This is a genomic window from Streptomyces sp. NPDC043726, from assembly GCF_056436565.1.
In genome coordinates, this window is record NZ_JBWKCI010000008.1 from 298,452 (window position 1) to 323,946 (window position 25,495).

The 25,495-nt window shown below is 69.6% G+C and carries 20 protein-coding genes and 1 pseudogene; 4 read left to right on the forward strand and 17 right to left on the reverse strand.

The window, feature by feature from the left end:
• Positions 1-197: 197 nt before the first annotated feature.
• From AC068Z_RS24570 to AC068Z_RS24585, 4 genes are all read right to left on the reverse strand, one after another.
• The gene (locus AC068Z_RS24570) at positions 198-569 is read right to left on the reverse strand and encodes an FKBP-type peptidyl-prolyl cis-trans isomerase (RefSeq protein WP_451723649.1); all 372 of its coding nucleotides are present in this window, start codon (positions 567-569) and stop codon (positions 198-200) included.
• A 62-nt stretch (positions 570-631) separates the two neighbouring features.
• Positions 632-1,636 (reverse strand): FKBP-type peptidyl-prolyl cis-trans isomerase, encoded by a 1,005-nt coding sequence (locus AC068Z_RS24575; protein ID WP_478559359.1) that lies wholly within the window; start codon positions 1,634-1,636, stop codon positions 632-634.
• 129 nt (positions 1,637-1,765) lie between these two features.
• Complete coding sequence (pafA, locus tag AC068Z_RS24580; RefSeq protein WP_093722625.1) at positions 1,766-3,127, reverse strand: Pup--protein ligase; 1,362 nt, start codon at positions 3,125-3,127, stop codon at positions 1,766-1,768.
• Between the two features lie 9 nt (positions 3,128-3,136).
• Positions 3,137-4,396 (reverse strand): MFS transporter, encoded by a 1,260-nt coding sequence (locus tag AC068Z_RS24585; protein ID WP_478559364.1) that lies wholly within the window; start codon positions 4,394-4,396, stop codon positions 3,137-3,139.
• 105 nt (positions 4,397-4,501) lie between these two features.
• Between AC068Z_RS24585 and AC068Z_RS24590 the strand changes: the two genes are divergently transcribed.
• On the forward strand, positions 4,502-5,518 hold the full coding sequence (locus tag AC068Z_RS24590) for a LacI family DNA-binding transcriptional regulator (protein ID WP_478559367.1): 1,017 nt from the start codon (positions 4,502-4,504) through the stop codon (positions 5,516-5,518).
• Positions 5,519-5,576: 58 nt separating this feature from the next.
• On the opposite strand, the gene prcA is transcribed toward AC068Z_RS24590, so the two are convergent.
• The 6 genes and pseudogenes from prcA to arc form a co-directional block, all read right to left on the reverse strand.
• On the reverse strand, positions 5,577-6,344 hold the full coding sequence (gene prcA / locus AC068Z_RS24595; protein WP_478559370.1) for a proteasome subunit alpha: 768 nt from the start codon (positions 6,342-6,344) through the stop codon (positions 5,577-5,579).
• A 58-nt stretch (positions 6,345-6,402) separates the two neighbouring features.
• Positions 6,403-7,248, reverse strand: coding sequence for a proteasome subunit beta (prcB, locus tag AC068Z_RS24600; RefSeq protein WP_478559373.1), 846 nt, complete (start codon positions 7,246-7,248; stop codon positions 6,403-6,405).
• A pseudogene (locus tag AC068Z_RS24605) lies at positions 7,200-7,322 on the reverse strand (endonuclease VII domain-containing protein); the annotation flags it as partial. The pseudogene AC068Z_RS24605 and the gene prcB, both read right to left, overlap by 49 nt.
• Before the next feature lie 164 nt (positions 7,323-7,486).
• Positions 7,487-7,705, reverse strand: coding sequence for a ubiquitin-like protein Pup (locus tag AC068Z_RS24610; RefSeq protein ID WP_111665804.1), 219 nt, complete (start codon positions 7,703-7,705; stop codon positions 7,487-7,489).
• Positions 7,706-7,894: 189 nt separating this feature from the next.
• On the reverse strand, positions 7,895-9,406 hold the full coding sequence (dop, locus tag AC068Z_RS24615) for a depupylase/deamidase Dop (RefSeq protein WP_478559378.1): 1,512 nt from the start codon (positions 9,404-9,406) through the stop codon (positions 7,895-7,897).
• Between the two features lie 234 nt (positions 9,407-9,640).
• The gene (gene arc / locus AC068Z_RS24620) at positions 9,641-11,407 is read right to left on the reverse strand and encodes a proteasome ATPase (protein WP_451723661.1); all 1,767 of its coding nucleotides are present in this window, start codon (positions 11,405-11,407) and stop codon (positions 9,641-9,643) included.
• A gap of 401 nt (positions 11,408-11,808) precedes the next feature.
• On the opposite strand from arc, the gene AC068Z_RS24625 reads away from it, so the two are divergent.
• Positions 11,809-12,111 (forward strand): ferredoxin, encoded by a 303-nt coding sequence (locus AC068Z_RS24625; RefSeq protein WP_478559383.1) that lies wholly within the window; start codon positions 11,809-11,811, stop codon positions 12,109-12,111.
• 21 nt (positions 12,112-12,132) lie between these two features.
• On the opposite strand, the gene AC068Z_RS24630 is transcribed toward AC068Z_RS24625, so the two are convergent.
• From AC068Z_RS24630 to AC068Z_RS24640, 3 genes are all read right to left on the reverse strand, one after another.
• A complete protein-coding gene (locus AC068Z_RS24630; protein ID WP_478559386.1) occupies positions 12,133-12,711 on the reverse strand; it encodes a hypothetical protein in 579 nt (192 codons plus the stop codon).
• 212 nt (positions 12,712-12,923) lie between these two features.
• Positions 12,924-13,826: a tRNA (adenine-N1)-methyltransferase gene (locus tag AC068Z_RS24635; protein ID WP_451723665.1), complete on the reverse strand. Its 903-nt coding sequence runs from the start codon at positions 13,824-13,826 to the stop codon at positions 12,924-12,926.
• A 38-nt stretch (positions 13,827-13,864) separates the two neighbouring features.
• Positions 13,865-15,472, reverse strand: a complete 1,608-nt coding sequence (locus tag AC068Z_RS24640) for a site-2 protease family protein (protein ID WP_478559389.1) — start codon at positions 15,470-15,472, stop codon at positions 13,865-13,867.
• Between the two features lie 156 nt (positions 15,473-15,628).
• Between AC068Z_RS24640 and AC068Z_RS24645 the strand changes: the two genes are divergently transcribed.
• Complete coding sequence (locus AC068Z_RS24645) at positions 15,629-16,651, forward strand: RecB family exonuclease (RefSeq protein WP_478559392.1); 1,023 nt, start codon at positions 15,629-15,631, stop codon at positions 16,649-16,651.
• Between the two features lie 14 nt (positions 16,652-16,665).
• Positions 16,666-17,337 (forward strand): response regulator, encoded by a 672-nt coding sequence (locus AC068Z_RS24650; protein WP_020141342.1) that lies wholly within the window; start codon positions 16,666-16,668, stop codon positions 17,335-17,337.
• A gap of 70 nt (positions 17,338-17,407) precedes the next feature.
• Here AC068Z_RS24650 and AC068Z_RS24655 read toward each other — a convergent pair whose 3' ends face one another.
• The 4 genes from AC068Z_RS24655 to metH form a co-directional block, all read right to left on the reverse strand.
• On the reverse strand, positions 17,408-19,003 hold the full coding sequence (locus AC068Z_RS24655; RefSeq protein ID WP_478559399.1) for an ABC transporter substrate-binding protein: 1,596 nt from the start codon (positions 19,001-19,003) through the stop codon (positions 17,408-17,410).
• Between the two features lie 68 nt (positions 19,004-19,071).
• Entirely contained in the window at positions 19,072-20,676 is a 1,605-nt protein-coding gene (locus tag AC068Z_RS24660; protein WP_478559402.1) for an ABC transporter substrate-binding protein, read from the reverse strand.
• 422 nt (positions 20,677-21,098) lie between these two features.
• The gene (locus tag AC068Z_RS24665; protein WP_478559405.1) at positions 21,099-21,800 is read right to left on the reverse strand and encodes an HAD family hydrolase; all 702 of its coding nucleotides are present in this window, start codon (positions 21,798-21,800) and stop codon (positions 21,099-21,101) included.
• A 150-nt stretch (positions 21,801-21,950) separates the two neighbouring features.
• The gene (gene metH / locus AC068Z_RS24670) at positions 21,951-25,466 is read right to left on the reverse strand and encodes a methionine synthase (protein WP_478559408.1); all 3,516 of its coding nucleotides are present in this window, start codon (positions 25,464-25,466) and stop codon (positions 21,951-21,953) included.
• Positions 25,467-25,495 lie beyond the last annotated feature (29 nt).

Here is a 25,495-nt window from a genome sequence, read left to right on the forward strand (position 1 = left end):
GGCCCATGCCCGGACAGGCATGGGCCCCAGGTGATCGGGTCCGGTCGCGCGACGATCGGTCGTACGACGATCAGACCCCAAGTGATCAGATCAAGTGATCAGACCCCAGAAGGCGGGCTCGAGCGGGCGGGCTCGAGCGGGCGGGCTCGAGCGGACAGGCCCAGGGGGTCGGAGCCAAGTGACCGGACGGCGCGGGCTCAGACGCCCAGCAGGTCGACCACGAAGATCAGGGTCTCGCCCGGCTGGATCGCCGGCGTCGGGCTCTGGTTGCCGTAGGCGAGGTGCGCGGGGATGGTCAGCTGGCGGCGGCCGCCGACCTTCATGCCCTGCACGCCCTGGTCCCAGCCCTTGATGACGCGCCCGCCACCGAGCGGGAAGCGGAACGGCGTACCGCGGTTCCAGCTGGCGTCGAACTCCTCGCCGGTGCTGAAGGCCACGCCCACGTAGTGCACGGTGACGGTCTGGCCCGCCTGCGCCACCTCGCCGTCGCCCTCCCAGATGTCCTTGATCTCGAGATCCGCCGGCGGAGCGCCCTCGGGGAAGTCGATCTCGGGCTTGTCGATGCTCACGTGTTCAGCTCCATGCTTTGTTGTGAAAAGGCAGCGGTCACAGTCTTACATCCCGCACGGCGTCACATCTTCGCGAGGATGTCCACCGAGAAGACCAGCGTGGAGTCCTTCTTGATGCCGCTGCCCTGCGGGGGGTTGTCGCCGTAACCGAGGTCCGGCGGGATGACGATGAGGACGCGGCTGCCGACCTTCTTGCCGGTCAGGCCCTGCGCCCAGCCCTTGACGACCTGCTGGAGCGAGAAGGAGGCGAGCTGCTTGTTGGTGTAGGTGGCGTCGAACTCCTTGCCGCCGTCCCACAGCACACCCTTGTACTGCACCAGCACGCTGTCCTCCGCGCCGACCTCGGCGCCGTCGCCCTCCAGGACGTAGTTCGCCACCAGCTTGGTCGGGGCGTCCGCGTCCGGGATCTCGATGGAGGGCGCCTTGCCGTCGGTGTTGGTGCCGACCTTGGGCAGGTCGACGTTGTCCTGCGCGACCTCGGTGCCCTTGGCGGAGCTCTTGGTGTTGAACGTGCCCTGCACGTCCACCACGAACACCAGCGTGTCGGTGCCCTTGATGCCCGCCTGGCTGTTGCCCTGCGTGCCGTAGCCCCAGGTCGGGGGCACCGCCATCTGGACGCGGCTGCCGACCTTCTTGCCGGGCAGGGCGTAGCGCCAGCCGTCGATGATGCTGCCCTGGGCGAGCTGGATGACCAGCGGGGTCTTGCGGTCGTAGGAGTTGTCGAAGACCTTCGCCGTGGCCCAGACCTGGCCGAGGTAGTTGGCCTGGATGTAGTCGTTCTCCGCGATCGTCTGGCCGTTGCCCGCGATCACCGTCTTCACGGCGAGATCCTTCGAGGGGTCGCCGCTGCCCTTGGCGACGGTCGGCTTCTCGTCGAACTTCGTGCCCGCGGTGATCGCCGGCAGCGGGCCGTCCACGATCTTCGGCGACGGCGCGGCCGACGTCTGGCCGGCCGAGGGCGACGGGCTTTCGGAGGACTCGGCCGAATCGGCTCCGTCGTCGTCGCCGCACGCGGCGAGCGTGGCCAGTCCGGCGGGTACGGCAATGAGAAGTGAGCGTCGGCGCACGGTGGGGGCCTCGTAATCGGTCGATCTTGTAGATGGCGTGCGCGCAACTCTACGGCGTGAGAAGGGCGCCGTACGGCAAACGTACGGCGCCCGTGTTGCGTTCCGGAGTTCGCGTCCGAAACGCGTCGCTCACATACCGGCGATCAGTTTCTCCACCCGGTCGTCCACGGAACGGAACGGGTCCTTGCACAACACAGTGCGCTGGGCCTGGTCGTTGAGCTTGAGGTGAACCCAGTCGACGGTGAAGTCCCGGCGCTGTTCCTGGGCCCTGCGGATGAAGTCGCCGCGCAGCCGGGCCCGAGTGGTCTGCGGCGGAACGGACTTGCCTTCGAAGATCTTCAAGTCGTTGCAGATCCGCGCTGCTTGACCCTTCTTCTCCAGCAGGTAGTACAGGCCACGACGGCGGTGGATGTCGTGGTAGGCGAGGTCTATCTGAGCGACCCGCGGATGCGACATCGTCATGTTGTGCTTGGCGCGGTAGCGCTCGATGAGCTTGTACTTCATGACCCAGTCGATCTCGGTGCCGATGCGGTCGAGGTCCTCGGACTCGATCGCGTCCAGCGTGCGGCCCCACAGCTCCAGCACCTGCTCGACGGTGCCGGTGCGGATCCCGCGGCGCTCGCAGAAGTCCACGGCCTTCTCGTAGTACTCCCGCTGCACCTCCAGCGCGGAGGCCTCCCGGCCGCTGGCCAGACGCACCTTGCGCCGGCCGGTGATGTCGTGGCTGACCTCGCGGATGGCCCGGATGGGGTTCTCCAGGGTCAGGTCCCGCATCACCGTGCCCGCCTCGATCATGCGCAGCACCAGGTCGGTGGCGCCGACCTTGAGCAGCATGGTCGTCTCGGACATGTTGGAGTCGCCCACGATGACATGCAGGCGGCGGTAGCGCTCGGCGTCCGCGTGCGGTTCGTCGCGGGTGTTGATGATGGGCCGGGAGCGGGTCGTCGCCGAGGAGACGCCCTCCCAGATGTGCTCCGCCCGCTGGCTCACGCAGTACACCGCTCCGCGCGGGGTCTGCAGCACCTTGCCCGCACCGCACAGCAGCTGCCGGGTGACGAGGAACGGAATGAGAATGTCCGCGAGCCGGGAGAACTCCCCGTGCCGCGCCACCAGATAGTTCTCGTGGCAACCGTAGGAGTTGCCCGCCGAGTCGGTGTTGTTCTTGAAGAGGTAGACGTCGCCCGCGATTCCTTCCTCGTGCAGGCGTCGTTCGGCGTCCACCAACAGCCCTTCCAGAATGCGCTCGCCTGCCTTGTCGTGCGTGACCAGCTCGGTCACGTTGTCACATTCGGGTGTCGCGTATTCCGGATGTGACCCCACGTCGAGATAGAGGCGGGCGCCGTTCCGCAGAAAGACATTGCTGCTGCGGCCCCATGACACGACACGGCGGAAGAGGTACCGCGCCACCTCGTCAGGCGACAGGCGGCGCTGTCCCCTGAACGTGCACGTGACGCCGTACTCGTTCTCCAGCCCGAAAATGCGGCGGTCCATGACTGAACATTACGCCCGATCCCCCGAGCTGAAACGGGGTTCGACGGCACGGTTTGGATCATTTTCCGATGAAGCCGCAACGACCGCCGTCCGCGCGGGCGCTGCGAGGACCCGTCCCGTGGCCAGCAGGACCAGCAGGGACACGCCGCCCGCGACACCCGGAACGGCGAAGCCCCACAGGGCCCCGCCCGCCTCGACGACCGGGCCGGTGAGCCCTGTTCCGACCGACGCGCCGACCGTGAACGTCGTCACAAGCCAGGAGAAGGCCTCGGTGACCGTCCCGCGCGGGGCGTGCCGGTCGACGAGCACGAACGCACAAGCGATGCAGGGGGCCAGGAAGACACCGGACAGCACGGCCAGCAGCACCATGGGCACCGCGCCCGGCATCAGCATCAGCGGGAGGTAACACACCGCCAGAAGGGCCGTCAGCACGGTCAGTCGCCGCCCGGGCTCACCCGCCCACTGCCGCGCCCCGTACACCGTGCCGCCGATCAGCGCACCGAGCCCCAGGCCCGCCATCAGCCAGCCGTAGACCGCGTCACCGCCGTTGTCGTCCGCGTAGGGCACCGAGGCGACCGTGATCGAGCCGAGCGCGATCCCCACGAACAGGAACGCGCCCAGCAGCGCCAGCAGTCCGGGCGACCGCAGCGCGCCCAGCCAGTGCGCCTCGCGCGGCGCCGAGCGCCACGCGCGCGAGGGCGGCGAGAGCACCACGGAGAGCGCGCCGAGGACGCCTATGACGTTCAGGACGAGCAGCGCCGCCTGCGCCGACCACAGGGCGGTGCACAGCGTCACCAGCAACGGCCCGACGGTGAACATGACTTCCTGCGCCACCGCGTCCATGGCGTACGCCGTGTGCACCTGGTCCTCCTTGCCGAGGACCGAGGGCCACAGCGCCCGCAGGCCGCCCTCCAGGGGCGGCGTGAACAGCCCGGCGGCCGCCACGGCCGCGTACGCGAGCGGCAGCTGTCCGATGCCCACGACGGCGAAGGCGGCCATCGCGAGCGCGGACACCACCGCGGCGGGCAGCTGCACCCGCGGCTGCCCGTGCAGGTCGACGAGCCTGCCGAGCAGCGGCTGTCCTACGGCGTTGGCGACGCCGTAGACGGCCGCGAGCACCCCGGCGAGGCTGTAGGTGCCGCCCTCGGCGCGGACGAACAGCACGATCGCGATGGCGGCGGTGGCGTTCGGCAGCCGGCCCACCAGCGTGCCGACGAGCAGCCGGGTGGCGTGCCTCGCCCTGAGGATCTGCAGGTATCCGGCGGCCATGAACGACCACTCCTCGCCGAGACGGATGACGTTTTACGTATAACTTCCTTCGTCATACGTACCATGTGCGCTGTTCGGGAGTCCAGACGAAAGAGCGGGGAGACGGTGGCACGAGGCAGCACCCGCCCCACGAGCCGTGACGTCGCCCAGGCGGCCGGGGTGTCCCAGGCCGCGGTCTCCCTGGTGCTGGGCGACAAGTGGCGCGGCCGGGTCTCCGAGGCCACCGCCGAGCGGGTCCGCGAGGCCGCCCGCGCGCTCGGCTACCGGCCCAACCTGGCCGCCCGCAACCTCCGGCTCGGCCGCACCCGTACGGTGCTGCTCGTCGTCCCGGCCCTGACCACCGAGTTCTTCGCGGGCGTCTACACCGGCGCCGCGCGCGTGGCGGCCGAGAACGGCTTCGGCGTCGTCCTCTACCCCTCCCCCGAGGGCATCGGACCCGCCCGCGACCCCTTCGCCTCCGCCCAGGCGGCCCTGGACGGCGTCATCGCCTCCTCCATGGCCGCCGACGCCCTCACCGCCATCCGCGGCGACCAGCTCCCGCTGGTCATGCTCGACAGCGATCCGGCGGGCAGCCACGGCGCGGCCACCGTCAACCTCGACATCGCCGACGGCGTGCGCCAGATCGCCGAGCACCTGCTGGGCCTCGGCCACCGCCGCTTCCTGCACCTGGCGGCGGACGTCGCCTCCTGGACCTTCGAGGTCCGCGCCCGCGAGCTGCACGCGCGCGTGGCCGCCGTCCCGGACACCTCACTGCGGACGGCCCGCGCGTCGATCTCCATCGAGGGCGCCCAGCGAGCCGCCGAGGCCGCCCTCTCCGCGCCCGGACCCCGCCCCACCGCCCTGATCTGCGACGACGACAAACTCGCGGCCGGCGCCTACAAAGCCGCCCGGCGTCTGGGCCTGAGCATCCCCGAGGACCTCTCCGTCACCGGCCTCGACGACCTCGCCCTCGCGACCGCCATCGACCCCGAGCTGACGACCGTACGGCTCAACGCCGAGCTCTTCGGCGAACGCGGCATGCGGGCCCTGCTGGCCGTCCTGGACGGCCGGGAGCCGGACGGCGGAGACATCCCCGTCGAACTGGTCGTCCGGGGCTCCACGGCCCCGCCAGACCCCTCCTGAACGCCCTGCGCCCCGGCCGAGCGGTCGGCCGGGGCGCAGGGGATGAGCTGGGGGCGGGCTACTCCTCGTCGGAGCCCTCGGTGCCCTCGGTGCCCTCGTCGGCGCTCTCGGCCTCCGTGGCCGCGCCGCCGGCCTCCAGCAGCCGGGCGAGCTGACGGCCGACGATCCGCTTGAACTTGCGCTGCTGCGGACGCGTACGGTCCAGCACCGCGACCTCGAGACGCTCGGCGGGGATCTCCCGCTGGGAGCCGTTGGACTCACGGGACAGCGCCTGCACGGCCAGCTTCAGGGCCTCGGCGAGGGTCATGCCGTCCTGATGGCGCTGATCCAGGTAGTTGCTGATCAGCTCGGCATTGCCGCCGACCGCGACCGAGCCGTGCTCGTCCACGATCGAACCGTCGTGCGGCAGCCGGTAGATCTGGTCGCCCTCGGGGGTCTCCCCGACCTCGGCGACGACCAGCTCCACCTCGTACGGCTTCTCCGCCGCGGAGGAGAAGATCGTGCCCAGCGTCTGGGCGTAGACGTTGGCCAGACCGCGGGCGGTGACGTCGTCACGGTCGTAGGTGTAACCCCGCAGGTCGGCGTAGCGCACGCCGCCGATCCGCAGGTTCTCGTACTCGTTGTACTTGCCGGCGGCCGCGAAGCCGATCCGGTCGTAGATCTCGCTGAACTTGTGCAGCGCGCGGGACGGGTTCTCGCCGACGAACACGATGCCGTCGGCGTACTGCAGCACGACCAGGCTGCGGCCGCGGGCGATGCCCTTGCGGGCGTACTCCGCCCGGTCGGCCATGGCCTGCTGGGGGGAGACATAGAACGGCGTCGACACCGGTTATCCGTCCCTTTCTGTGGAAGTCACTGGATCACCTAGCAAGAGGGGCCGTCGGTTACAGCAGCGCGGCCCGCGGGCCGTCCGGCTGCTCCAGGCGCCGCTCCAGGATCGAGCGGGCGATCTCGGAGGACTCCTCGTCGGTGAGCCGGCGGAAGCCGTCATCGGTGATCACGGTGACGATCGGGTAGATCCGGCGGGCGACATCGGGACCACCGGTCGCCGAGTCGTCGTCAGCCGCGTCGTACAGGGCCTGCACCACCAGCGTGGTGGCCTCGGCCTCGCTCAGGTCGGCACGGAAGAGCTTCTTCATGGCGCCGCGCGCGAAGATCGAACCGGAGCCCGTGGCCGCGTAGCCCTGCTCCTCGGAACGGCCGCCGGTGACGTCGTAGGAGAAGATCCGGCCCTTGTCCCGGTCCACGTCGTAGCCCGCGAAGAGCGGCACCACGGCCAGGCCCTGCATGGCCATGCCCAGGTTGGAGCGGATCATGGTGGACAGCCGGTTCGCCTTGCCCTCCAGCGACAGCTGGGCGCCCTCGACCTTCTCGAAGTGCTCCAGCTCCAGCTGGAAGAGCTTCACCATCTCCACGGCCAGACCCGCCGTGCCGGCGATGCCGACGGCCGAGTACTCGTCGGCCGGGAAGACCTTCTCGATGTCCCGCTGGGCGATGACGTTGCCCATGGTGGCCCGGCGGTCACCGGCGAGGACGACGCCCCCGGGGAAGGTCACGGCCACGATGGTCGTGCCGTGCGGCGCCTCGATCACGCCCTGCACCGGCGGCAGTTGACGCTTGCCGGGCAGCATCTCCGGCTGGTGCTCGGAGAGAAAGTCCATGAAGGACGAGGATCCAGGCGTCAGGAAGGCAGCTGGTAGACGCCCGGCGCCACGAGTGTTGGCTTCCACGAGTTTCCTTCCACGTAAGAGCAGTTGAAGCACGGTATGCCACGGACCCTACCCGTCTCGGGGGAGTGATCCACATCTGAGCCCGTGCCGTTCACAGGCCGCTTCGCCGCCGATGAAGACTGCCCGCGGCCCGACCCACCGGAACCGCGAGCAGCACCTCGCCGTCTGCTCCCCGGCCACACGCCACCCCGAACCCTGAGAGCCTGCTGGAGACCTTGGATTCAAAGGCGAAGGTGACCTACTGTCCACCCTTTTGAACGAAGGACCGCACGAAGTCCTCGGCATTCTCCTCGAGTACGTCGTCAATCTCGTCCAGGACGGAGTCCACGTCGTCGCTCAGCTTCTCCTGGCGCTCCTTGAGGTCCTCCGAAGCCTGCGCGTCGGTCGCCTGCTCCTCGACCTCCTCCGTGGAGCGCGTGGCCTTCTGCTGCCCGCCGCCGGTGTCCTTGGTTGCCATAACCCTCACCCCGCTCAGTTCGCCCGACATGGTCGCCAGGTCGACATTCCTGCCGATCGGTGATGATCAGACCCTACAAGCCCGGTCTGACATCGGCCCCGCACTTTCCTCAACGTGCGGGGACCACCTCGATGATTCCCGGACGGCGGGTTTTCCACCCTGCCGGGACTTGTGCCCCCAGGTACCCGTTCAGCCGCCGGAAAGCACCTTGACCAGGTCTTCCGCGGTACGGCAGCGGTCCAGGAGCTCCTTGACGTGATTTCGCGTTCCGCGAAGCGGTTCGAGGGTTGGAACGCGCTGGAGGGAGTCCCGGCCCGGCAGATCGAAGATCACGGAGTCCCAGGAGGCGGCCGCGACGTCGTCGGCGTACTGCTCCAGGCACCGCCCGCGGAAGTACGCGCGCGTGTCCTCCGGCGGCTTCGTCCTGGCCCTCTCGACCTCCGTCTCGTCCAGCAGGCGCTTGATGCGCCCGCGGGCCGCGAGACGGTTGTACAGGCCCTTCTCGGCGCGTACGTCGGCGTACTGGAGGTCCACCAGATGCAGCCGGGCGGCGTCCCAGTCGAGGTCGTCGCGGCGCCGGTAGCCCTCCATCAGCTCCCGCTTGGCCACCCAGTCCAGCTCGCCGGCCAGGCTCATCGGATCGTTCTCCAGCCGGTTGAGGGTGTCCTCCCAGCGGCTCAGGACGTCCTTGGTCTGGTCGTCGGCGTCGGCGCCGAAGCGCTCCTCGACGTACTTGCGGCTCAGCTCGTAGTACTCCATCTGGAGCTGGACCGCGGTGAGTGTCCGGCCACTGCGGAGCGTGACCAGGCGCTTCAGGGTCGGGTCGTGGGAGACCTGGTGGAGCGTGCGGACGGGCTGGTCGACGGCCAGGTCGACCGCGATGAAGCCGTCCTCGATCATCGACAGCACCAGGGCCGTCGTGCCGAGCTTGAGGTACGTGGAGATCTCGGAGAGGTTCGCGTCGCCGATGATCACGTGCAGGCGGCGGTACTTCTCCGCGTCCGCGTGCGGCTCGTCGCGGGTGTTGATGATCGGGCGCTTCAGCGTGGTCTCGAGGCCGACCTCGACCTCGAAGTAGTCGGCGCGCTGGCTGAGCTGGAAGCCGTGCTCGTGGCCGTCCTGGCCGATGCCGACGCGGCCCGCTCCGGCGAAGACCTGGCGGGAGACGAAGAAGGGCGTCAGGTGGCGCACGATGTCCGAGAAGGGGGTCTCCCGCTTCATCAGGTAGTTCTCGTGCGTCCCGTAGGAGGCGCCCTTGTTGTCGGTGTTGTTCTTGTAGAGGTGGATCGGCTGGGCGCCGGGCAGCTGGGCGGCGCGTTCCGCGGCCTCTGCCATGATCCGTTCGCCGGCCTTGTCCCAGAGGACGGCGTCCCGCGGGTTGGTCACCTCGGGGGCGCTGTACTCGGGGTGGGCGTGGTCGACGTAGAGCCGTGCGCCGTTGGTGAGGATGACATTGGCCAGGCCGATGTCCTCGTCCGTGAGCTGACTGGAGTCGGCGGCCTCGCGGGCGAGGTCGAAGCCTCGCGCGTCGCGCAGCGGGTTCTCCTCCTCGAAGTCCCAGCGGGCCCGGCGGGCCCGGTGCATCGCCGCCGCGTAGGCGTTGACGATCTGGGATGAGGTGAGCATGGCATTGGCGTTGGGGTGACCGGGGACGGAGATCCCGTACTCCGTCTCGATGCCCATTACTCGCCGTACGGTCATGCGGCCCTCCTTGCCCGGCGGCGTCCTCGGTCGGGGACGCTGCTCAAGTACCGCTGGCGCTCCGGTGCGTGTGCGGTGCCCGTCCCCGCACTGCGCGACTCGGCGGTACGGAAGAGCCTAGAACGCCTTTGCGCTGGTGGGGAGATCATTTGCGTCATTGCCTTGCTCCGGTCATCGCCGCAAAAACAGTCGGCTGCGGGTACCCGCTGAGGGCACCCGCAGCCGCCCTGTCTTTTACAGGTACTGACCGGTGTTCGCCACCGTGTCGATGGAGCGTCCGGTGTCCGCGCCCTGCTTTCCGGTGATCAGGGTGCGGATGTAGACAATCCGCTCGCCCTTCTTTCCGGAGATCCGGGCCCAGTCGTCCGGGTTGGTGGTGTTCGGCAGGTCCTCGTTCTCCTTGAACTCGTCCACGCAAGCCTGGAGGAGGTGGGAGACGCGCAGACCCTTCTGGTTGTGCTCCAGGAAGTCCTTGATCGCCATTTTCTTGGCGCGCCCGACGATGTTCTCGATCATGGCGCCGGAGTTGAAGTCCTTGAAATACAGGACTTCCTTGTCTCCATTGGCGTAGGTGACTTCCAGGAAGCGGTTCTCCTCGGATTCGGCGTACATCTGTTCCACCGCGGTCTGGATCATGCCCTGGACCGTGGAACCCTTGTCGCCGCCGTGCTCACCGACGTCCTCGGGGTGCAGCGGGAGGCGCTCGGTGAGGTACTTGCCGAAGATGTCCTTCGCGGCCTCGGCGTCCGGACGCTCGATCTTGATCTTCACGTCCAGCCGGCCGGGGCGCAGGATGGCGGGGTCGATCATGTCCTCGCGGTTGGAGGCACCGATCACGACCACGTTCTGCAGGCCCTCCACACCGTCGATCTCGGCGAGCAGCTGCGGGACGATCGTGTTCTCGACGTCCGAGCTGACTCCGGAGCCACGGGTGCGGAAGAGGGACTCCATCTCGTCGAAGAAGACGATGACGGGCGTGCCCTCGGAGGCCTTCTCACGAGCACGCTGGAAGACGAGGCGGATCTGCCGCTCGGTCTCGCCGACGTACTTGTTGAGCAGCTCGGGACCCTTGATGTTGAGGAAGAAGCTCTTGCCCTGGGCCTGGCCGGTGACCTCGGCGACCTTCTTGGCCAGCGAGTTGGCGACAGCCTTGGCGATGAGCGTCTTTCCGCATCCGGGGGGTCCGTAGAGCAGGACGCCCTTGGGCGGGCGCAGTTCGTGCTCCTTGAACAGGTCCGGGTAGAGGTAGGGGAGCTCGACCGCGTCGCGGATCATCTCGATCTGGTTGCCCAGACCGCCGATCTGCTCGTAGCCGATGTCCGGGACCTCTTCGAGGACGAGTTCCTCGACCTCGCTCTTGGGCACGATCTCGTAGACGTAGCCGGAGCGGGGTTCGAGCAGCAGGGCGTCGCCGGGACGGATGGTGACGTCCAGCAGCGGCTCGGCGAGCCGCACCACCCGTTCCTCGTCGGTGTGCCCGAGCACCAGGGCCCGCTCGCCGTCCTCGAGGATCTCCTTGAGGGTGACGATGTCCCCGACGCGCTCGAACTCCATGGCCTCGACCACGTTGAGCGCTTCGTTGAGCATGACTTCCTGGCCGCGGCGCAGGTCGTCGAGTTCCACGCTTGGGCTGACGTTCACCCGGAGTTTGCGTCCTCCGGTGAAGATGTCGGCCGTGCCGTCCTCGTTCGCCGTGAGGAAGACACCGAAGCCGGCCGGCGGCTGCGCGAGCCGGTCGACCTCCTCTTTGAGGGCCACGATCTGGTCGCGGGCCTCACGGAGCGTGTTGGCGAGCCGCTCGTTCTGGGCGGACACGCCGGCCAGGTTGGTCTGCAGCTCGACGATCCGCTCTTCGAGAATCCTCGTGTGTCGCGGAGAGTCGGCGAGCTTACGTCGCAGGACGGCGATCTCCTGCTCAAGGTAGGCAATCTGCCCGGCAGGGTCTTCGGACCCTCGTCCCGGGCGGATGCCGCGGTTCATGTCGTCGTCGTGGGCTGCCACGGTCCTCACCTCCTCCAAGGGGAGCTGGACGCTTCCAGACCCTACCTGGGTGGGTCTCGATTGAAACCCCTAGATCACAAAGACTGTCAAGGTGTGTCGTCGGCCACACCCTGAGCTGTTCTCACGCCGTCTGGATACCCACTCAACGTCTTTCGGAAGCGGGCTGTTCCTGGCCGGAGTAGTCAAACACCGTCGAGTTTGGCTGGAGTTGCGGTCATCGGTACGTCGAGAGCGGGGCCGCACAGGGGTCGTAACCGCTGATGCCGGGGGCGGACGGGGGCGGGCGTAGGCGGTGACGCACGGTGCCCGCGCGGGCGGATCGCGTCACCGGCGGTCGGCGCTCGCCCGGTGCCGGGGCGGAGGTAGGGTCGAGATGTCCCACACGGAGAACGGCAGGAGAGATGGACGTGGAGCAGGCGGCCGGGGTCGGCGAGGCGCTCGAGGTCTGGATCGACCAGGACCTCTGTACCGGCGACGGCATCTGCGCCCAGTACGCGCCCGAGGTGTTCGAGCTGGACATCGACGGACTCGCCTACGTGAAGAGCGCGGACGACGAGCTTCTTCAGGACAAGGGCGCCACGACCCCCGTACCGCTGCCGCTGCTCACCGATGTCGTGGACTCCGCCAAGGAGTGCCCCGGCGACTGCATCCATGTGCGCCGGGTCTCGGACCAGGTCGAGGTGTACGGGCCCGACGCCCAGTGACACCGCGGGCGCGGAGCGTCGTCAGACGCTCTGCGCTCCAGCGGGGGTCGAGCGGACGAACGTACCGTTGTCCCACTGCCATTTCGCGCGGTCGGTGACGTCGGGGCAGCAACTGGGCACCTCGGACGACGAGTAGCCGAGCAGGGTCGCCACGACGGCACCGTCCCGCACGGCGAACTCGCTGACGGTCTGGCGGTCCTTCGGGTCGACCAGCGTGGCCACGACCCGGGGGCGCTCGGTGTCGCTCCCGCGCGTGAGGACGTACACGCCGTCCGGCGGGGTGCCCATGGGGGCGTCGCAGTGCACGACGGCCACGGTCTCCGGCCGGCCGTCGCCGTCGAGGTCCCCGGACGCCTTCTTCACCACGACCGCCTTCACGGGGCCGCATTCGAGGCCGAAGTCCACGCCCTTGGTGTCGGGCGGCGCGACGGCGGCGGGCGCACTCCTCGGCGCCGTGCCCGAGGCCTGGACCGCGTTGGCCGCGTCCGGTTGCAGGACCGAGGAGAGTGCCACGACGCCGGCCAGCGCGGTGGCGGTCGCGACCCAGTGGATCGGACGGGTGTGCGTGTGTGCCAGTTCCGGGACGGCGGAGTGCTGCACTAGGAGTGTCTCCCGTGAGGGCTGTGCCGGTGGGGGTGCCAGGCATCGTGCCACACGTCACACCGCGGGGGAACGGCGGGGGTGTGCAGTTCCGGTGCCGAAGGGCCGGGCAGGTGGCACGCCGTCAGCGCAACGGCGCCGTGGCCGAGTTCCCGGTGGTCCTGGGGAACTCGGCCACGGCGCCGTTGCGTTGTACGCGGCACGGGGCCGCCTCAGCGGCCGGAGCCTCCGTCGGCGTTGGGTCCCGCGTAGTCCTCGCCGTAGGCGCCCTTGGCGGGGCGTCGGCGGCGCATCGGCGGCTCGACCCCGTCGGCGAGACGGCGGGCGGTGAGCAGGAAGCCGGTGTGGCCGATCATCCGGTGGTCCGGGCGCACGGCCAGGCCCTCGATGTGCCAGTTGCGGATCATCGTCTCCCAGGCGGTCGGCTCGTTGAAGGAGCCGATCTCGCGGATGGACTCCACGGTCCGGGCGAGCTGGGTGGTGGTGGCGACGTAGCAGCACAGGATGCCGCCGGGGACCAGCGCCTTGGAGACGGCCTCCAGGCACTCCCACGGGGCGAGCATGTCGAGGATGACGCGGTCGACGTCCGTGTCGCTCAGGTTGTCCTGCAGGTCGCCGACGGTGAGCTGCCAGGCGGGGTGCGGGCCGCCGAAGTAGCGCTCCACGTTCGCTTGCGCGATCTCCGCGAAGTCCTCGCGGCGCTCGTAGGAGTGCAGCATGCCCTGGTCGCCGATGGCGCGCAGCAGGAAGCTGCTGAGCGAGCCGGAGCCGACGCCGGCCTCGACTACGCGCGCGCCGGGGAAGATGTCGGCGAAGGCGAGGATCTGCCCCGCGTCCTTCGGGTAGACGACGGCTGCCCCGCGGGGCATGGACAGGACGTAGTCGGGGAGCAGGGGGCGCAGCGCGAGGTAGGCGACGTTCCCGGTGGTGCGGACAACGCTGCCCTCGGGAGCGCCGATCAGTTCGTCGTGCGGGAAGGAACCCTTGTGGGTGTGGAAGTTCTTCCCGGCCTCGAGCGTGAACGTGTAGTGGCGGCCCTTGGGGTCGGTCAGCTGAACCTGGTCCCCGACCTTGAAGGGCCCGCGCCTGCGGGCGGCACCGGTCGGTTCGGACATGTGAACAGCCTACCGGGGTTTACCGGGGCCGCCGACCACTAGGAGGGGCGGGCCATGGCCTTGACGAAGGCGCGCTCCACGTCCGCGGCGGACAGGACGCCGTAGATCTCGCCGGTCTCCTCCACCACCAGGTACTCGGTGGCCGGAGCGGCCCTCAGGGCGTCCAGGAGGTCCTCCCCCGCCAGTTCCGCCGAGACGCGCATGCCGTCCGTGAGCTCCTGGGCGAGGCCGCTGACGGCGACCCAGGGGCGGCGGTGCTCGGGGACACCGACGATGGCGGCCTCGCGGACGAGGGAGAGGGGTGCGCCGTCGGCGTCGACGACGACCAGGGCGCGGGCGCCGGCGGCGTTGGCGCGGCGCAGCGCCTCGGAGAGCGGGGTGTCCGCCTCCACGGGGACCGCGCGGCGGGTGAGCGTGCGGGCGCGCAGCTCGGGCAGGTGTTCGCGCAGGCGGGCCATGCGGAGGCTGTTGCCGGCGCCGGTCCAGATGATCGCGGCGAGGATGGCGGCCAGCAGGGCGTCCATGACGGTGTCCATGCCGACGTTGTCCTCGGCGTCGGCGCCGAGGACCCCGGACTGGGTCAGCAGCGGGAGCCCGATGAGGACGGAGACGGCGAGGGCGCGGCCGACCCAGGCGGCGGCGACGGTGCCGCTCATGGGCTTGCCGGTGATCTTCCACACGACGGCGCGGAGCATACGGCCGCCGTCGAGCGGGAGGCCGGGCAGGAGGTTGAAGGCGGCGACGATGAGGTTGGAGATCATCAGGCCGGCCAGCAGGACTCCGGGGACGGTGCCGGGTTCCACGGTCTGCATGGCGGCGTAGAAGACGCCGGCGAGGACGAGGGAGAGCAGCGGGCCCACGAAGGCCAGGACGAACTCGCGGCCCGGGGTGTCGGACTCCTTCTCGATCTCCGAGACGCCGCCGAAGAACTGGAGCTGGATGCGGCGGACGGGGAGCTTGAAGCGGAGGGCGGCGACGGTGTGGGCGAGTTCGTGGACGAGGACGGAGGCGTAGAAGGCGACCGCGAAGAAGAGGGAGACGAGATAGCGGGCGGCGCCGAGTTCGGGGAGCACGCGGTCCAGCTGGCCGCCGAAGACCCAGGTGATCAGGGCGGCGACGAGGAACCAGCTGGGGGCGACGTAGACGGGTACGCCGAAGGGGCGGCCCATGAGCAGTCCGCCACGCGGCTCCGGGGGCTTCGGAGGCCGGGGGTGCGCTCCGGTGGTCTCGGCTCCGCCGTCGGCCTTCCGCTGCCCGCCGTCGACGTCCGGCGCCCGGTCCTCGCCCTGCCGCGGCGTCCCGGCCCAGCCCCGCTCCTCGTTCCGCCCGGACGCCTCGCCCCAGACCGAGGGGCGATCCTCGTGGGCCCGGTCGGGCTGCTCTTCACCGGCCGGCGCCTGGTCCCGGCCGGGCGTCTCGGAGCCGCCGGACTGCGCGGTGCCGTGTGGCGCCTCGTCCGGCCGTTCGCCACCGGGCGGTGCCTCGCCGGCGCCCGATGGGCCGTTCTCCGGGCGGTGTTCGTTGCGTGGGGTCGCCGAGGGGGCGGGGTCTGGGGGTGGCGTGGGCGGGGTCGATCGTGGTGCGTGGTGCTGGGTCGGCTGCTCGGTGCCGGACCGCGGCTGCCCGCTCCCGCCGCTCTCGTCCACGGTGTCCCCTCGTTCGAAGCGTCTTCCGCGCCTGCCGTGCGGAAGGGTCTCGGGTCGATGGTATGCGGCCGTCGCGGCGCGTTCCGCCCCGGCACCCCCTGTGTTCGTCCGACGACGGTCGGGTGACTGTCAGTGGCGGGCCGTAAGGTCTGGAGCATGGAGACGAGCACGGAGGACGTGGAGCCGTCGGTGGCGGGCGAGGCCACCTCGACGGCGGGGGACGGGGCGACGGAGCGGCGGGCGGTGCCCACCGCCATAGCGCCCGCCTCGCTGTCGCCCTCGCGCGCCGGTGACTTCATGCAGTGCCCGTTGCTGTACCGGTTCCGGGTGATCGACCGGCTGCCGGAGAAGCCCAGCGAGGCGGCGACCCGGGGCACCCTGGTGCACGCCGTGCTGGAGCGGCTGTTCGACGCTCCGGCGGCCGAGCGCACCGCCCCCCGCGCCAAGTCGCTGATCCCCGGGCAGTGGGACCGGCTGCGCGAGTCGCGGCCGGAGGTCCAGGAGCTGTTCGCCGACGATCCGGAGGGCGCGCGGCTCTCGCGGTGGCTCGGTGAGGCCGAGCAGCTCGTGGAGCGGTGGTTCACGCTGGAGGACCCGACCCGGCTGGAACCGGCCGAGCGCGAGCTGTTCGTGGAGACCGAGCTGGACTCGGGGCTGCGGCTGCGCGGGATCATCGACCGGGTCGACGTGGCGCCGACCGGCGAGGTGCGGATCGTCGACTACAAGACGGGCAAGGCGCCCCGGCCCGAGTACGCCGAGGGCGCGCTGTTCCAGATGAAGTTCTACGCGCTCGTGGTCTGGCGGCTGAAGCACGTCGTGCCGCGCCGGCTCCAGCTCGTCTATCTCGGCAGCGGTGACGTCCTGACGTACGACCCCGTCATCGCCGATCTGGAGCGGGTCGAGCGCAAGCTGCTCGCGCTGTGGGAGGCGATCAGGCTCGCGACCGAGACGGGCGACTGGCGCCCGCGGCCGACCAAGCTGTGCGGCTGGTGCGACCACCAGGCCCACTGCCCGGAGTTCGGCGGCACTCCCCCGCCCTACCCGCTGCCGCTGTCGGTACGAGGCCCCGAAGCCGAGGCCGCCACGGATCCGGAAGCCGGCCCGGACGCGGGTGGCCAAGAGATCGTCAGGGCAGTCGAGTCGGGCGTGGCGGCGCAGGGCAGAATGGGGCCGGACTAGCGAAGGAGACTTACGTGGCCATCCGCGTCCTACTGGTCGACGACCAGCCGCTGCTGCGTACCGGCTTCCGGATGATCCTGGAGGCGGAGCAGGACATCGCGGTCGTGGGCGAGGCCGGAGACGGCCTTCAGGCTCTCGACCAGGTGCGGGCCCTGCAGCCCGATGTGGTTCTGATGGACATCCGCATGCCTCGGATGGACGGAGTCGAGGCGACCCGGCAGATCACCGGCCCCGGGCGGGACGGCCCGGCGAAGGTGCTGGTGCTCACCACCTTCGACCTCGACGAGTACGTCGTGGAGGCGTTGCGGGCCGGCGCCAGCGGCTTCCTGCTCAAGGACGCGCCGGCGAACGAGCTGGTGCAGGCGATTCGGGTCGTGGCCGCCGGAGAGGCGATGCTCGCGCCCAGCATCACCCGCCGCCTGCTCGACAAGTACGCCACGCATCTGCCCTCCGGCGACGAGCCCGTCCCGGACACCCTGCACACCCTCACCGACCGCGAGGTGGAGGTGCTGAAGCTGGTGGCGCGCGGACTGTCGAACGCCGAGATCGCCGCGGATCTGTTCGTCAGCGAGACCACCGTCAAGACGCACGTCGGGCACGTCCTCACCAAGCTGGGGCTGCGCGACCGGGTGCAGGCGGCCGTGTACGCGTACGAGAGCGGGCTCGTGCGACCCGGCGCGCAGTAGGAGTCCGGCAGCGAGACACGCGAAGGGCGCCCGACTTCCCCGAAGGGAAGCGGGCGCCCTGTGCGTCGGGTCAGTCGCTGCTCTTGCTGAGCTCCCAGAAGCGGAACACCGTCGAGGCGTCGAGGCAGGACTCGAGGCCGTAGACGTTGTCCCGGACGACGGCGTACTGCTTGGCCTGCCAGACCGGCAGGATGGGCAGTTCCGCGGCCACGATGTCCTGGAGGCGGCCGTAGTCGTCGTCCGTCGCGGTGCGGTCGCTCTGGGCGCCCGTGCGCGGGATCAGCGTGCCGGTGATGGTGTCGTTGCTGTAGTTGTTGCCCAGCACGTTGCCCTCACCGAAGAACGGCGACGTGAAGTTGTCGGCGTCCGGGTAGTCCGGGATCCAGCCCTTCACGTACACGCCGTACTTGCCGGCCTCGATGTCCTGCTCGTACTGCTCGTACTCGACGGACTTCACGTCGGCGTCGAACAGGCCGCTGGCGTTGAGCTGGCCGGCGATGGCCTTCAACTCCTGGTCGGTGGCCGGGCCGTAGCGCGACGGGGTCGACCAGAGCGTCAGCTTCACCTTGTCGGTGATGCCGTCGGAGGCCAGCGCCGCCGCGGCCTTGGCCTTGGAGGGCCGCTCGCCGTAGGTGTCGAAGAAGGCGGTGTTGTGGCCGCCGATGCCCGCCGGGATGATCGAGTACAGCGGGGTGGCGGTGCCCTGGTAGACGTCCTCGATGAGGGCGTCGCGGTCGAGCAGGTAGGCGATGGCCTTGCGGACCCCGAGCTTTCCGGTCACCGGGTCGTCCATGTTGAAGACCAGGTGCTGCACCTCGGCGCCGGTGCCGTCGACGAGCTCGATGCCGGAGCTGGAGCTGTCGTCGGCCTTCTCGGTCTCGGCGATGTCGGCGGCGCTCAGGCCTCGGTAGGCGATGTCGACCTCGCCGTCGACCAGCGCGGTCTTCAGCGCCGTGCGGTCGCCCTTGAAGAACTTCATGGTGACGCCGGAGTTCTTCACCTCGGCGGCGCTGCCCGTGTAGTGCTCGTTGACCGAGAAGACGGCCTCGTCATCGCTGAACGAGTCGAGCTTGTAGGGGCCGGAGCCGACCGCCTCGCCGTCCTCGCGCAGCCCGTCCGCGTCGTACTGGCGGTGGTCGACGATGGAGCCGGCGCCGGAGGCGATCTTGCTCGGGAAGGTGGCGTCCGGGGTGTTCAGCCGGAAGACGACCGTCTTCTCGTCCGGGGTCTCGACCTTGTCCAGCATCGGGAACATGATCGCGGGACCGGCGTCGTCGTTGATCTTCAGCATGCGGTCGAAGGAGAACTTCACGTCCTCCGAGGTGAGCGAGTCACCGTTGCTGAACTTCAGACCGTCCTTCAGCGTGCACTTGTACACCTTCGTCGAGGCGTCGGTGAACGCACACGACTCGGCCGCGTCGGGCTCGGGGTCGGTGCCGCCCTTGGGGAAGCTGAGCAGGGACTGGAAGACGTTGTTGAACAACAGCCACGAGCCCGGGTCGTATCCGGAGGCCGGGTCGGTGGCCAGGACGTCGTCGGACATCCCCACGACCACGGCGGAGCCGTCGCTCGCGGAGCCGCCGGTCTCCGTGCCGCAGCCGGTCAGCAGGCCGGAGGCCAGCCCCGCCACTACGGGCAGGACCGGCCACTGGTTGCGCATGTTCACGTGCAGGTGCCTTGTCGTCGGTATCGGTATTCGGGGCCGCCGTCCCGGCGGCCCTGGCACGGGAGACGTCAGCCGCTCACGCCACGGCCGAGCTCCCACAACTGAAGGGTGGAGGACGAGTTGAGCGCGTACGCGGTACCCGTGACGTCGTCGCGGGCGGCGACGTACTGCTTGCCCTGCCACAGCGGGAGCAGGGGGACGTCCTCGGCGACGATGTCCTGGATCTCCGTCAGGCTGCCGACCGCGGACTGGCGGTCGGCCTCGCGCCGGGAGTCCGGGATCAGGGAGTTGCGGATCTCGCTGTTCGCGTACGGCGAGCCGAGGAAGTTGTCCTTGTCCAGGAACGGGGCGAGGTAGTTGTCGGCGTCCGGGAAGTCGGGGAACCAGCCCATGCCGTAGACGTCGTACTCGCCCTTCTGCTCGGCGGGACGGAAGGTCTCCCAGGGGGTGCCCTTGACGGTGACGTCGAACAGGCCGCTGGAGTTGAGCTGTTCCTTCAGCAGCTCGAACTCCTTCTCGGTGCCCGCGCCGTAGTGGTCGGTGGTGTAGTGCAGCGTCAGCTTCACCGGGGTGGTGATGTTCGCCTCGGCGAGCAGGGCCTTGGCCTTGGCGGTGCTGGGCTCGCCGTAGGTGTTGAAGAACGCGTTGGAGTGGCCGGTGAGGCTGGCCGGGACCAGCGAGTACAGCGGCTCGGCCTGGGTGCCGTAGACCTTGCTGACCAGTTCGCTGCGGTTGATGACCTGGGCCATCGCCTGGCGGACGGCCTTGCTCTTGACGCTCGGGGCCTCGGTGTTGAAGCCGAGGTAGCGGATCTCCAGGCCGGACATCTCGACGAGGTCGACCTCGCTGTCGGAGGCCGTGGACAGCTTCTGGATCTGCTCGGGTGACATGGTGCGGGTCATCAGGTCGATGTCGCCCTTGTCGATGGCGGCGCTCATGGCGTCGGCGTCGGCGAAGGAGCGCAGCTCGACCTTGTCGTTGTTCACCGTCAAGGCCCCCTTGTAGTCGGGGTTCTTGGTGAACACGGCCTTGACCAGCTTGCCGTCGCTCTCCTCGGCCTGGAAGGTGTACGGGCCGGAGCCGTCCACCGCGAAGCCCTCGCGGAGCTTGTCCTTGGCGTACTCGTCCTGGTCGACGATGCCCGCGACCGGCGTGGACAGCTTGTACGGGAAGGTGGCGTCGGCGGTCTTCAGGTGGAAGATGACCTCGCGGTCGCCCTTGGTCTCGACGGTGTCGACGGTGGAGAGCAGGGCGAAGACACCGCCGGCGTCCTTGATCCTGAGCGCGCGGTCGATGGAGTACTTCACATCGGCCGCGGTGATCGCGTCACCGTTGGCGAACTTCAGGCCCTCGCGCAGGGTGCAGGCGTAGCGCTCGTTGCCGGTGTCGGTGAAGCCGCAGCGCTCGGCGGCCTCGGGCACGGGCTCGCCCTCGCCGCGCGGCTGGATCATCAGCGTCTGCACGGTCTGACGCAGGATGTTCCAGGTGCCGACGTCGTAGGCGGCCGCCGGGTCCAGCGGCGCCGGGGCGTCACTCGAGGCCGTGAACTCGTCCGTGGTACCGACGACGATCGCGTCCCCACCGCCGCTGCCGCTCTCCGATCCGCCGCACGCGGCGAGGACCGGGGCCAGCAGACCGATGACGGCCGGCAGCACCAAAGTCTTGCGGTTCATGCTCGAGTTTCTCCAGAGCTGTCACGTCCGTGTACCCGGCATGCAGGGGTGTCGCGGCGGATCACGGCGATAAGGGCGATGTTCTCGCGATGAGATTAGTCGGCGTCCCGAGGACCCCTCGCGGCCACCGGAGTTGGGCCCCCATCACGCTACGAAACCGGGCGTGGACGCACCGAAAAACCGACAGCGGAAGGATTCGTGCAGCATCTCCCCAATCAGGACACAAAGGCGCCCAGTTGGGGCCCCAAAGGGGGTGAACAGCACATGGCGCGCGACCTGTCGAGGCCGCTCGGGGTGGGGAACGTCACACCCCTGAGAAGTCGGGGCGCTGGGCGGAATTCGGCCATCCGGTGGGTATCAATTCCGCTCGCGCCACCCCCGTGGGAATTTCCCTGTATCGCGGTTGCACGCTCGGTGAACGGCTAGCGCATTTCCGTCATCAGACCGCGCAGAAATGCCAGGTCCACCTCTTCCAGCGAGCCGACGACGGTCCGCCGGTGGGCCGGGGTGATGGGGGCGACCGAGGGCACCGCCACCACATGGCAGCCGGCCGCCTCGGCCGCAGCGACACCGGTCGCGGTGTCCTCGACGACCGCGCATCTGGCCGGATCCACGCCGAGCCCGGCCGCGGCGGTCAGATAGGGGTCGGGGTGCGGCTTGGTGCGCGGCACCTCGTCGCCGGCCACCGTCAGCGCGAAGTGCTGCGGGCCCAGCGAGGCCAGCACACGGTCGATGATGCGCCGGTGCGAGGCGGAGACCAGGGCGGTGGGAATCTCGTACTCGGAGAGCTCGGCCAGCAGCCGGGCGGCGCCCGGCATCAGCGGCAGGGCCAGCCCGATGCGCTCCTCGAACCCCTGGTTGAGCAGGACGCTGAGCTCGGCGAGGGTGATGTCGGCGCCGGTGGCCTCGATCAGGAAGCCCGCGCTGCGGCTCATGGGGCCGCCGACCACGACATGGCGCCAGGAGTCGTCGAGGGTGTGACCGAGGCGGGCGAAGATCTCGACCTCGACGTCCCACCAGAACCCCTCCGTGTCCACGAGGGTGCCGTCCATGTCGAGGAGTACGGCCTGCAGGGCCGAGCCTTCCGCCGTACGGGTTACTGGCGCGGGGACCGTGCTGGTCATCCGGGCGCACCTCCTTGAGGGACGATCAGGCCGGTTCCCACACGGGGAACCGGCCTGCAGTGGACCGACCAGTGTACGTCGTGCGTCGCTGCGACGCTCTTTTTATCCGCTGTGGCCCGGGGCACGGCGGAGGAACGGTCGAGGGGAGTCTCAGCGGGCGTTGAAGTACTTCGCCTCCGGGTGGTGGATCACGATGGCGTCCGTGGACTGCTCGGGGTGCAGCTGGAACTCCTCGGACAGGTGGACGCCGATGCGCTCCGGCTGGAGCAGTTCGGCGATCTTGGCGCGGTCCTCCAGGTCGGGGCAGGCGCCGTAGCCGAGGGAGAAGCGGGCGCCCCGGTACTTCAGGGCGAACATGTCCTCGATGTCCCCCGGGTCCTCACCGGAGAAGCCCAGCTCCGAGCGGACGCGCGCGTGCCAGTACTCGGCGAGCGCCTCGGCCAGCTGCACGGACAGACCGTGCAGTTCCAGGTAGTCCCGGTAGGAGTTGGCCTCGAAGAGCTTCGCCGTCTGCTCCCCGATGCGGGAGCCGACGGTGACGACCTGGAGGCCGACGACGTCGGTCTCACCCGACTCCTCCGGGCGGAAGAAGTCGGCCAGGCACAGCCTGCGGCCGCGGCGCTGGCGGGGGAAGGTGAAGCGGGTCCGCTCGTTGCCCTGCTCGTCCAGGATGATCAGGTCGTCGTCCTTGGACACGCACGGGAAGTAGCCGTAGACGACGGCCGCCTCGAGGAGGTTCTCGGTCTGCAGCTGGTCCAGCAGACCGCGCAGCCGCGGGCGGCCCTCGGTCTCGACGAGCTCCTCGTAGGTCGGGCCGTCACCGGTGCGGGCCTGCTTCAGGCCCCACTGCCCCTTGAACAGCGCGCCCTCGTCCAGCCAGGAGGCGTACTCCTTGAGCTGGATGCCCTTGATGACCCGGGTGCCCCAGAACGGCGGGGTGGGCACGGGGTTGTCGGTGGCGACGTCGGAGCGGACGTGCCCCTCCTCCGGCCGATCCTCCGGGACCGGTACGGCGCCGGCGCGCACCCTGCGCTGCTTGAGCTCGGGCAGCTTCGCGCCGGGCACACCCCGCTTGACGCCGATGAGGGCGTCCATCAGGCGCAGGCCCTCGAAGGCGTCCCGGGCGTAGCGGACCTCGCCCTCGTACAGCTCGTGCAGGTCCTGCTCGACGTAGGCCCGGGTCAGGGCGGCGCCACCGAGGATGACGGGGAAGTTCGCCGCGAGGCCGCGCTGGTTGAGCTCCTCCAGGTTCTCCTTCATGATCACCGTGGACTTGACCAGGAGCCCGGACATGCCGATGACGTCGGCCCGGTGCTCCTCGGCGGCTTCCAGGATCGCGGAGACCGGCTGCTTGATGCCGAGGTTGACGACGTTGTAGCCGTTGTTGGACAGGATGATGTCGACGAGGTTCTTGCCGATGTCGTGCACGTCGCCGCGGACCGTGGCCAGCACGATGGTGCCCTTGCCGTCGGCGTCCGTCTTCTCCATGTGCGGTTCGAGGTAGGCGACGGCGGCCTTCATCACCTCGGCGGACTGCAGGACGAAGGGCAGCTGCATCTGGCCGGAGCCGAAGAGCTCGCCGACGACCTTCATGCCGTCCAGCAGGGTCTCGTTGACGATGTCGAGGGCCGGACGCTCCTGGAGGGCCTCGTCGAGGTCGGCCTCCAGGCCGTTGCGCTCGCCGTCGATGATGCGGCGCTTGAGGCGCTCCTCCAGCGGGAGAGCGGCCAGCTCCTCGGCCTTGCCCGCCTTCAGGGACTTGGCGGTGGCGCCCTCGAACAGGGCCATCAGCTTCTGCAGCGGGTCGTAGCCCTCGGCGCGGCGGTCGTAGATGAGGTCCAGGGCCGTGGTCACCTGTTCCTCGTCGAAGCGGGCGATCGGCAGGATCTTGGAGGCGTGCACGATCGCCGAGTCCAGGCCCGCCTTGACGCACTCGTCGAGGAAGACGGAGTTCAGCAGGATGCGGGCGGCCGGGTTGAGGCCGAAGGAGATGTTGGACAGGCCGAGGGTGGTCTGGACGTCCGGGTGGCGGCGCTTGAGCTCGCGGATCGCCTCGATGGTGGCGATGCCGTCCCCGCGGGACTCCTCCTGACCGGTGCAGATGGTGAAGGTCAGGGTGTCGATGAGGATGTCGGACTCGTGGATGCCCCAGTTCCCGGTCAGGTCCTCGATCAGCCGCTCGGCGATCTCGACCTTCTTCTCGGGGGTGCGGGCCTGGCCCTCCTCGTCGATGGTCAGCGCGATCAGCGCGGCGCCGTGCTCCTGGGCGAGCTTGGTGACCTTCGCGAAGCGGGACTCGGGGCCGTCGCCGTCCTCGTAGTTGACGGAGTTGATGACCGCGCGGCCGCCGAGCTTCTCCAGGCCCGCCCGGATGACGTCGACCTCGGTGGAGTCCAGGACGATCGGCAGGGTGGAGGCGGTGGCGAAGCGTCCGGCCAGTTCCTCCATGTCGGCGACGCCGTCCCGGCCGACGTAGTCCACGCACAGGTCGAGCATGTGCGCGCCCTCGCGGATCTGCTCGCGGGCCATCTCCACGCAGTCGTCCCAGCGGGCCTCCAGCATGGCCTCGCGGAACTTCTTGGAGCCGTTGGCGTTCGTCCGCTCGCCGATCGCGAGGTAGGCGGTGTCCTGCCGGAAGGGAACCGTCTGGTAGAGGGAGGCCGCACCCGGCTCCGGGCGCGGGTCGCGCTCGCCGGGGGTGAGGGTGCGGGCCCGCTCGACGACCTGGCGCAGATGCTCGGGCGTGGTGCCGCAGCAGCCGCCGATCAGGGACAGGCCGTAGTCGAGGACGAAGTTCTCCTGGGCGTCCGCGAGGCCCTCGGGGCCGAGCGGGAAGTGGGCGCCGTCTTTGGTGAGGATCGGCAGACCGGCGTTCGGCATGCACAGCAGCGGGATCCGGGAGTGCCGGGTGAGATAGCGCAGGTGTTCGCTCATCTCGGCGGGGCCGGTGGAGCAGTTCAGGCCGATCATGTCGATGCCGAGCGGCTCCAGCGCGGTGAGCGCGGCGCCGATCTCGGAGCCGAGGAGCATGGTGCCGGTGGTCTCGAAGGCCATCGAGACCAGCAGCGGGACCTCGACGCCGGTCGCCTCCATGGCGCGGCGGGCGCCCAGCACGGAGGCCTTGGTCTGCAGGAGGTCCTGGGTGGTCTCCACGATCAGCGCGTCGGAGCCGCCGGCCAGCAGGCCCTCGGCGTTGGCCTGGTAGCCGTCGCGGATGGTGGCGTAACCGACGTGGCCGAGGGTGGGCAGCTTGGTGCCGGGGCCGACCGAGCCCAGGACCCAGCGGGTACGGCCGTCGCGGGCGGCGTACTCGTCGGCCACCTCGCGGGCGATACGGGCGCCCGCCTCGGACAGCTCGTGCACCCGATCGGCGATCTCGTACTCCGCCGCGGCGGTGTGGTTGGCGCCGAAGGTGTTGGTCTCGACGCAGTCCACGCCCACCGCGAAGTACGCGTCGTGGACCGAACGGACGATGTCCGGCCGGGTCAGGTTCAGAATCTCGTTGCAGCCCTCGAGATTCTCGAAGTCCTCGAGAGTGGGGTCCTGGGCCTGGAGCATGGTGCCCATGGCTCCGTCGGCGACCACCACTCGGGTGGCGAGTGCCTCGCGGAGCGCGGACACGCGGGTCCGGCTGTCGGCGGAAGGGGTCTGTGGCAACGAGGCCATGAAAGGGCTCCCTGAGGTGCGACGGCTGT